This is a genomic window from Anaerococcus sp. (assembly GCF_022770135.1).
In the GTDB taxonomy this organism is placed as follows: domain Bacteria; phylum Bacillota; class Clostridia; order Tissierellales; family Peptoniphilaceae; genus Anaerococcus.
Genome location: NZ_JALEIL010000154.1, coordinates 1 through 9,167, shown reverse-complemented (window position 1 = coordinate 9,167; position 9,167 = coordinate 1). Strand labels below are relative to the sequence as shown.

General features: G+C 37.6%; 9 protein-coding genes. 6 read left to right on the top strand and 3 right to left on the bottom strand.

Annotated elements, in window-relative coordinates; genetic code table 11:
• Together MRZ08_RS07800 and MRZ08_RS07795 are read right to left on the bottom strand one after the other, a co-directional pair.
• Window positions 1–1,378: pyruvate, phosphate dikinase (locus MRZ08_RS07800; RefSeq protein ID WP_297381417.1), on the bottom strand; the 1,378-nt coding region annotated here is incomplete at its 3' end.
• Window positions 1,375–2,190: a pyruvate, water dikinase regulatory protein gene (locus MRZ08_RS07795; protein WP_297381415.1), complete on the bottom strand. Its 816-nt coding sequence runs from the start codon at window positions 2,188–2,190 to the stop codon at window positions 1,375–1,377. The genes MRZ08_RS07795 and MRZ08_RS07800, both read right to left, overlap by 4 nt.
• Before the next feature lie 447 nt (window positions 2,191–2,637).
• Here MRZ08_RS07795 and MRZ08_RS07790 point away from each other — a divergent pair, with 447 nt between their 5' ends.
• From MRZ08_RS07790 to MRZ08_RS07780, 3 genes are read left to right on the top strand one after another with little or no spacing between them, the layout of a single operon-like run.
• Window positions 2,638–5,277, top strand: a complete 2,640-nt coding sequence (locus MRZ08_RS07790; RefSeq protein WP_297381412.1) for a valine--tRNA ligase — start codon at window positions 2,638–2,640, stop codon at window positions 5,275–5,277.
• Complete coding sequence (locus tag MRZ08_RS07785) at window positions 5,277–6,005, top strand: class I SAM-dependent methyltransferase (RefSeq protein ID WP_297381409.1); 729 nt, start codon at window positions 5,277–5,279, stop codon at window positions 6,003–6,005. The genes MRZ08_RS07790 and MRZ08_RS07785 overlap by 1 nt, the downstream gene beginning before the upstream one ends.
• A 1-nt stretch (window position 6,006) precedes the next feature.
• Window positions 6,007–6,210 (top strand): cold shock domain-containing protein, encoded by a 204-nt coding sequence (locus MRZ08_RS07780; protein ID WP_297381407.1) that lies wholly within the window; start codon window positions 6,007–6,009, stop codon window positions 6,208–6,210.
• A 95-nt stretch (window positions 6,211–6,305) separates the two neighbouring features.
• Here the strand turns inward: MRZ08_RS07780 and MRZ08_RS07775 are convergent, their stop codons facing one another.
• Window positions 6,306–6,602 (bottom strand): rhodanese-like domain-containing protein, encoded by a 297-nt coding sequence (locus tag MRZ08_RS07775; RefSeq protein WP_297381403.1) that lies wholly within the window; start codon window positions 6,600–6,602, stop codon window positions 6,306–6,308.
• Window positions 6,603–6,711: 109 nt separating this feature from the next.
• On the opposite strand from MRZ08_RS07775, the gene MRZ08_RS07770 reads away from it, so the two are divergent.
• Genes MRZ08_RS07770 through pcp form a run of 3 tightly spaced genes read left to right on the top strand, consistent with a single transcriptional unit; the run spans window position 6,712 to window position 8,960 of the window.
• On the top strand, window positions 6,712–7,377 hold the full coding sequence (locus MRZ08_RS07770; RefSeq protein ID WP_297381400.1) for a DUF969 domain-containing protein: 666 nt from the start codon (window positions 6,712–6,714) through the stop codon (window positions 7,375–7,377).
• Complete coding sequence (locus MRZ08_RS07765) at window positions 7,378–8,307, top strand: DUF979 family protein (protein WP_297381397.1); 930 nt, start codon at window positions 7,378–7,380, stop codon at window positions 8,305–8,307.
• 8 nt (window positions 8,308–8,315) lie between these two features.
• On the top strand, window positions 8,316–8,960 hold the full coding sequence (pcp, locus tag MRZ08_RS07760; protein WP_297381395.1) for a pyroglutamyl-peptidase I: 645 nt from the start codon (window positions 8,316–8,318) through the stop codon (window positions 8,958–8,960).
• Window positions 8,961–9,167: the final 207 nt, after the last annotated feature.

Here is a 9,167-nt window from a genome sequence, read left to right as displayed (position 1 = left end):
CTACTACGGCGGCGTGGCTTGTCATTCCTCCACGAGCTGTAAGGATTCCCTTAGCAGATACCATTCCTTCTAGGTCTTCTGGCGATGTTTCTTCACGGACTAGGATTACTGCTTCGCCGTCAACTGCTCTTTTGGCTGCTTCTTTTGCAGAGAAGGCAATCTTACCTACTGCAGCCCCAGGAGATGCTGCAAGTCCTTTTGCTACAGGTTCATTTTCCTCTTCAGACTTTTGTGTAAAGGTAGGGTGGAGGAGGCCATCAAGGTCTTTTGGATTAACTCTTAGGACAGCTTCTTTTTCATCTATTAGACCTTCTTCTACAAGGTCAACTGCAACCTTAACTGCTGCTTGGGCAGTTCTTTTACCATTTCTTGTTTGGAGGATGAAGAGTTTACCATCTTGGATAGTAAATTCCATATCTTGCATGTCTTTGTAGTGTTTTTCTAGCTTTTCAGATGTATCGAAAAATTCCTTGTAAACATCTGGCATAGCTTTTTCTAGGGTAGCTATTTCTTGAGGAGTTCTTACACCTGCTACTACGTCTTCACCTTGGGCATTGATTAGGTATTCACCAAATAGGACGTTTTCTCCAGTAGCTGGGTTTCTTGAGAAGGCTACACCAGTACCTGATGAGTCGCCCATGTTACCAAATACCATGGATTGAACGTTAACAGCTGTTCCCATAGCATCGTCTATATCGTTTAGTTTTCTGTAAAGGATAGCTCTTTCGTTACCCCAAGATCTAAATACAGCAGAGATTGCAAGGTCAAGTTGTTCTCTAGGCTCTTGTGGGAAGTCTTCTCCCATAAGCTCTTTGTATTTTGCTTTATATTCTTCTACTAATTCTTTGAGGTCATTTGCATCAAGTTCTGTATCAAGCTTAACGCCTTTTGCTTCTTTCTTGGCAGTAAGGAGTTTTTCGAAGTTATTTTTGTCAAGCTCCATAGCAACGTCAGCAAACATTTGGATAAAACGTCTGTAAGAGTCATAAGCGAATCTTTCGTTGTCAGTTTTCTTGGCAAGACCGATTACCGCATCGTCATTAAGACCTAAGTTAAGGATAGTATCCATCATACCTGGCATGGAAATTGGTGCTCCAGACCTAACTGAAACTAGAAGTGGATCTTCTGTAGAACCAAAAGTTTTTTCGTTTGCTTTTTCCAAGTCTTTGATATGTTCTGTAACTTCCTTGTTTAGATCATCCCAAAGCTTCTTGTCTTCTTTGTAAAATCTGGTACAAGCCTCTGTAGTTATTGTAAAACCATATGGTACTCTGATACCAAGATTGGTCATCTCTGCAAGGTTTGCACCCTTACCACCCAAGAGGGCTCTCATTGACATGTTTCCTTCGTTAAAGTTATAAACGTATTTGTTTGTCATTTTTCTTTCCTTTCCAATAACTTATTTTTGTTTAAATAATTAATAATGATATCTGAAGTTTCTTCGATTGATCTATAGGTCACGTCGATTACAAAACATCCCAAATCTTTCATCAAATCATCTGCGTATTTTAGCTCGGCCTCAATCCTTTTTTTGCTAGAATAGATTGAATCGCTAGATAACTTAAGGGACTTTAGTCTTTCATCTCTTACACTTTTTAGTCTATCCTTATTGATTGTAAGGCCTATGATGTGTCTGGAATCGATTTCAAAAAGCTCCCTCGGAGCCTTTGAGTCCACAATCAAGGGTATGTTTGATACCTTAAATCCCTTGCTAGCCAAATACATAGATAGGGGAGTCTTAGATGATCTTGAAACTCCTATAATAGCTATATCACAAAACTTTATACCCCTAAAGTCGGCTCCGTCGTCGTATTTGATGGCGAAATCTAGAGCATCTAGCCTTCTCATATGACTTGAATCATAAGCATTGATAAAGTTTGGATTATCAAGAGGCTTTTGATTAAGAATCTTTGAGAGACTGTTGATAGAGTAGGCCATTAGGTCAATGGTCTCAATCTCTTTAGTCTGGGCAAAAGTTTTAATATAGGCACTCATCTTAGAATCTTGGAAAGAGTGATAAATTATTATATTGTCGGTCCTAATACTCGCTAATAAATCAGAAAGTTCGTCTATTTCCTTGACTTGAGATTTGATAATAATATTGGAATTTATATCAAATTTGCTCAAGGAAAAGTGCACTATCTCTGATATAGCAAGGCCAGCTGTATCTGAAATAATATAAATATCCAAATTTCCTTCACTCCTTTGTGCGATCCTAGATATATTATATCAAATTTTTTGGAATATGAAAACTTTTCCATTAAATTTTTATACATTCTTTAAATTCTAACATTTATGCTAGGAAAAGACTTTCAAGCATGTAAGATTATGAAAAAATATAACAAATTAGAGGCTAAATTTAAGGGAAATTTACAAAATGAGGATGGATTGACAAAATAGATAAAGAAAATATAGTATATACAATATCGAAACAATAAAAGAGGAGTAGGAAGGGATTACTTCTAGAGAGGAAACGGGAGCTGGAAGTTTCTAGTATGAACTTTTGAAGGTTGCTTTTGTAAATGTTTCATGTCGCACGCATTGGTGCAAAGAGAGTCTTAATTAAGAAAATTAGGTGGTAACACGGTCATTCGTCCTATGTTGTTATCACCTTTTTTATTTTTTAAAGGAGTTAATATGGATACAAAATACAATCCAAATCAGTTTGAAAAAGAAATTTATGAAAAATGGGAGAAGGGTGGATACTTCAAGGCCAAGGTAAATCCTGACAAGAAGCCTTACACTATAGTTATGCCACCACCAAATGTTACAGGCTACCTCCATCTAGGTCATGCCCTAAATAACACTATCCAAGATATCATCATTCGTTACAAGAGAATGGCAGGCTTTGAGGCCTTATGGATTCCTGGAACAGACCACGCTTCTATATCTACCGAAAGTAAGGTAGTAGATAAGATTTCTAGCGAGGGAAAGACCAAGGCAGACTTAGGCCGTGATGGCTTTCTCGAAGAAGCCTGGGACTGGACCCATAAGTACGGGGGAAGAATTAAAGAGCAACTTCGTACAATCGGTGTATCTTGTGATTGGGACCATGATTCCTTCACTATGGATGAAAATCTAACCAAGGCTGTTAAGAGAGTCTTCAAGAAGATGTACGACGATGGCCTAATCTATAGGGGAAATAGGATAGTTAACTGGGATCCTAAGGCAGAAACTGCTATCTCAGATGCAGAAGTATATCACGAAGACCAAGTAGGCCACCTCTGGTATATCAAATATTTCTTCGAAGATAGTGATGAGTATGTGACAATTGCTACAACAAGACCAGAGACAATGCTTGGAGACTTGGCAGTTGCAGTTAACCCAGAAGATCCTCGCTTTAAGGATAAGATAGGCAAGAACTTGATTCTTCCTCTAGTTGGTAGGAAGATTCCTCTAATAGAAGATTCCTATGTAGATATGGAATATGGTACAGGTCTTGTAAAGATTACCCCATCTCACGACCCTAACGACTTCGAAGTAGGAGCTCGTCACGACCTCGGCCAATGTGTAGTAATAGATACCAAGGCTCATATTGTTGAGGGTTACGGCAAATATTCTGGCATGGATAGGTATGAGGCTCGTAAGGAGATGATAAAAGACCTAGAAGAAGCCGGTCAGCTTGAAAAAATCGAGGAAATCGAGCATGCTGTAGGTTATTCTGAAAGAACCAAGGTAGTAATCGAGCCATTAATATCCAAACAATGGTTTGTTAAGATGGACGAATTTGCACAAATGTGTATAGATGCTTACGAAAATGGTGAGGTAAAACTTATACCAGATTCCCTATCTAAAACATACATGAACTGGCTAAATAATATCAGAGACTGGACCATCTCCCGTCAATTGTGGTGGGGACACAGACTTCCAGTTTTCTACACAGATGATGGAGAAATTATTGTATCTGAGGATGAACCAGATGAAAATGGCATGCTCGAAGGAGAGCATGTAACTCAAGACGAAGATACCCTAGATACCTGGTTCTCATCAGCCCTATGGCCTTTTGCAACTCTTGGCTGGCCAGATGAAAACGAAGAATTAGATTATTTCTTCCCAACAGATATCCTAGTTACAGGTTATGATATAATCTTCTTCTGGGTAATCAGAATGATCTTCTCTTCAATTTATAACACAGGCAAGGTTCCTTTCCACCACGTTCTATTTACCGGACTAATCAGAGACCCACAAGGAAGAAAGATGAGTAAGTCCCTAGGAAATGGTGTAGATCCAATCGATGTTGTAAATGAATACGGAGCAGATGCCCTAAGATTTACCTTAATTACAGGTAACTCTCCTGGAAATGATATGCGTTATGACGAAAAGAGAATCCTTGCAAGCAGAAACTTCGCCAACAAGTTGTGGAATGCTTCAAGATTTGTCCTAATGAATATCGAAGAGGGAGACGACCTAGACTTTAAGGGAGTAAATCTCGAGCTTGAAGATAAGTGGATCCTTAAGAGACTTAACGATGTAATAGTAGATGTCAGCAAAAACCTCGACAAATACGAAATCGGTCTTGCAGCAGATAGGATTGAGGATTTCATCTGGAATGAGTATTGCGATTGGTATATAGAATTTGCCAAGATTAGACTTTATGGAGATGATGAGGAAGCCAAGGCAAATGTAAAGAAAGTCCTTCTTTATGTCCTAAAGAACATGCTAGTTCTCCTTCATCCATTTATGCCATTTATTACAGAAGAAATCTACTCATCCCTTCCAAACAAGAAAGACCTCTTGATAGTAGAAGACTGGCCTGAGTTTAGGAAAGAATTTGACTTTGTCAATGAAGAAAGCAATGTCAACTCTGTAATAGAAGCCATAACAGCCATAAGAAATCAAAGAGCTACCCTAAATGTTCCAGCAAAGACTTGTCAAAAACTTACAATCCTTGTAGAAAATAAGGAAAATATTCCACTTATAGAAGAAATCAAGGACCAATTTGTAAATCTTGCTAAGGCAAGTGAAGTTGAAGTTTTGGCTAAGGAAGATAGTGAAATTAAGGATGAAGAGGGCATAGTAAGACTAGTATTCAATGAATTCTCTGTACTAATGAGCCTTGATGAATTGGTAGATTATGAGAAAGAAAGAGCTAGGCTAAAAGATGAGATCAAACGCTTAGAAGCTGAAATTAAGAGGGCTAGCGGCAAGCTTTCCAACAAGGGCTTTGTCGAAAAAGCTCCAGAGAAGGTAGTAAATGAAGAACGTGAGAAACTTGCAGGCTACGAAGACCTCCTAGAAAAAACTAAGGCTTCCCTAGAAGAAATCAAGGATAAATAATGTACGACGACTTTTCTTATATCTATGACAAACTAAGCTTTGACCTAGATTATGAAAAATATGCAGAAAATATAAAATCTCTTGTAAAAAAGCACGGGATAAAGAAGGAAAACATGCTAGAGCTTGCAGCAGGCTCTGGAATGCTTACCAGATATTTCTTTGATGAATTCGAAAATATCGACGCCCTAGATATATCGGGGAAGATGCTAGAAGTTTTTGCAAATAAATACGACCCTTCTAATGTAAATCTCATCCACTATGACATGGTTGAATATGTCAAGGAAGATACTTATGATCTTATAGTAATCCTCCTAGATTCTGTAAATTATGTGACAGAGAAAGAAGACCTTCTTAAGCTATTTAAAAATTGCTATGCTAGCTTAAAGAAAGGTGGACTTTTGGTATTTGATATTAATTCGCCTTACAAGATTAGGGAAGTTTTCGGAAATGAATGCTATGTCTACGAATACGAAGACATATTCTACACTTGGGATAATTTCTATGAAGATGAGCTTTGTGATATGCATTTGGAGTTTTTCGTAGAAAATGAAGATGGATCTTATAGGAGAATATCAGAATTTCAGCAGGAAAGACTTTACGAAATAGAAGAAGTTAAAGAAATAATCGAAGATATTGGCTTTAAGAATATAGAAATCTTTGATGAAGATGATATGGGAAGTGTCAAGGAGGAGAGTCTAAGGATACTTTTCTCCCAGACAAAGGAGTAGTATGAATAGAGGAAAAGTTAAGATATTTGACAATAAAAGAGGTTTTGGTTTCATCGAATGGGAAGGGGAGGACCTCTTTGTTCACTATTCTGATATAGAAAGCGATACTAGCTTTAAGAAACTCTACCCAGGCCAAGACGTAGAATTCGAAAAAATAGAGGCCCCAAGAGGCGCCCAAGCCATTAAGGTGAGGGTAATAGATTAAAAGAAAGCTTTGGCAAAGAAAAATGCCAAAGCTTTTTGTATGTCTATTATTAAGTTTTATTTACTAAATTAATAGCGTTTAATTGAATCGTTAAGTTATTTCACAAGCTTATAATCGTAAAGTTCGACTCCATCTCCTATATAAATGTAAGGAAAACCCGCTGACTTTAGGCTAAGACTTGCAATTTCTGCCCTGGCATTTGATCTGCAATAAACTATAGTAGGCTTATCCTTATCGATTCTATCGAGATTTTCCAAAATCTCATCGTAGGGAATATTGATCGCACCTTTCACATGGCCCATCTTGTATTCTTCCTCAGTTCTTACATCAATTATATCAAAATTATCTAAATTTTCTTCTAGGTCTTTTCCAGAAATTATTTTACTATACATTTTATTCTCCTTTCCTTTATTATACCGACAAATTAATTTGTATAAAATTTATGATTCTTAAATTTATCTAACATATCGGGTAAAGTATAGATAAATCATAGGAGGTTTTATGGAATATATTAAATTAATAGGAATCCTGATTATCGTATTGGGTTTTATATTCAAACTGAATATAATCTTTACGGTTGTCCTATCAGGTTTCATCACAGCTTTGGTCTCAGGACTAAGCGTAAGCGAATTCTTGTCGATCTTAGGCGATAGTTTTGTTTCCCAAAGAATAGTAACCATATTTATCATCACTCTTCCAGTAATAGGACTATCGGAAGAGCACGGACTTAAGCAAGTGGCTGAAAACATAGTTAAGAAAAGAGAAAACCTATCATCAGGTGCCCTTCTTTCAGTATACCTTGCCTTTAGAGAACTTGCTGGTTTCTTGTCAATGAGAATTTACGGTCTGGTCCAATTTGTTAGACCAATAATCTTCCCAATGGCTAGGGCATCAGCTGAGAAGAAAAAGGGTAAGCTAAGCGAGAAAGAAGTAGAAAGTCTAAAGGCTAGGGGAGCTGCCATGGAAAACTTCGGTAACTTCTTTGCCCAAAATACTTTCGTTGGAGCAGCAGGTGTATTAATGATGGTAGGAACTATGGCAGAGCTTGGTTACAATGTTACAAATATCGAGCTAAGCCAATATTCAATCCCTATAGCCCTTATCACCCTTGTTCTTGGTATTATCAAAAATATCATAGACGATAAGAAGATAAAGGGAGGTAAGTAGATGACAAGAGCAGAATTTTTCCCAATGTTTTTGGAGTTTATCTTTGTAATAATTGGCCTTCAATTCTTCTACACAGCCTTTAGGGTAGCCAAAGATCCTTCCAAGGAAAAGAAGCTTACAACAGTAATATTCTGGATAATCTTAGGAGTCCTCTTTGCTCTAGGAAAAGTCATTCCTTCAGAGATAAGCGGAATCCTAGTTGTCCTAATCGCTATAATTTCCCTTATCGATGGAATCAAGATCAAGGGAAGTAAGGAAGTTAGTGAGAAGATTCAAATTGCATCTAGCAAGAGGCTTGGTCTTAAGGTATTCTTACCAGTAATAATTATGGCAGTCCTTGCTATAGCGATAGCAAAAATTATTCCGGAATCATCATCTTCAGTCTTGGGTCTTACTGCAATAATAGCAGTAGTATTTGCTATGGTTCTTACCAAATCAAGCTTTAAGGACATGCTAGACTCATCTGATAGGATGGTTCAACAAGTAGGTACAGTAGCAATCCTACCACAGCTATTGGCAGCCCTTGGAGCAATCTTTGCTGCAGCAGGAGTGGGGGATGTAATAGCTAAGATTATCGGAGGAATAATCCCAACTGTAAATCCTTGGACAGGAGCAATTGCCTATGTCTTGGGTATGGTAATATTTACCATGATTATGGGAAATGCCTTCGCAGCCTTTACAGTAATCACTGCAGGAATAGGAGTACCTTTTGTAATAGCCCAAGGGGCAGATCCTGCAATAGCGGCAGCCCTTGCGATGACATCAGGTTATTGCGGAACTCTTCTTACACCAATGGCAGGTAACTTCAACCTCTTGCCAGTGGCCCTACTAGAGATGAAAGATAAGAACAAAGTAATAAAAGAACAAGCCCTACTATCCATAATACTAATCGTAGTTCACATACTACTTATGAGATTTTGGGCATTTTAGGAGGAAATATGAAAATTTTAATTACAGGATTTGATCCATTTGGAGGAGAAAAAACTAATCCAGCTATAGAATCAGTTAAAAGAATCGATGAAAATAGCGAAGGAGCTGAGATCTATAAACTAGAAATACCAACAGTATTTCACAAGGCAGCTGATAAAATTGAAGAAAAAATCAAGGAAATCAAACCAGACGTAATCCTTTCAGTAGGACAAGCTGGTGGAAGATATGATCTAACAGTTGAAAGAGTTGCCATCAACCAAGACGATGCGAGAATTCCTGATAATGAAGAAAACCAACCAATCGACGTTAAAATCAGAGAAGACGGCAAGAATGCCTACTTTGCTACAATTCCAATCAAAGCAATAGTAGAAGAAATAAAGAAGGAAAATATCCCAGCATCAGTATCAAACACAGCTGGAACCTTCGTATGTAACCACGTAATGTACCAAGACCTATACTTGGCGGAAAAATATGGCAATATCAAGGCAGGATTTATCCACGTACCCTTCCTTCCAGAACAAGTAGTAGACAAAAAAGACACGGCATCCATGAGCCTAGACGATATAGTAAAGGGCCTAAATGCTGCTGTAAGAGCAATTGTAAAATACGCTGACAAAGAAGATTTAAATGTAACTGGTGGAGCAACCCACTAAAATATTCAATCCCTAGAGGCAAGGACCTTTAGGGATTTTTATTTTGGGTATTAATATAGGAAGGAGGACTTATATGAAATATATTTTAATAATCTTATTAATCCTACTTATACCTCAAATCTACTATTACATACAAGAAAGAAGGTATAGGTCGATCAACCTAGGAAAGAAATTTTACAAGAAGTTTGATGTAAGAAGTATTTCAAA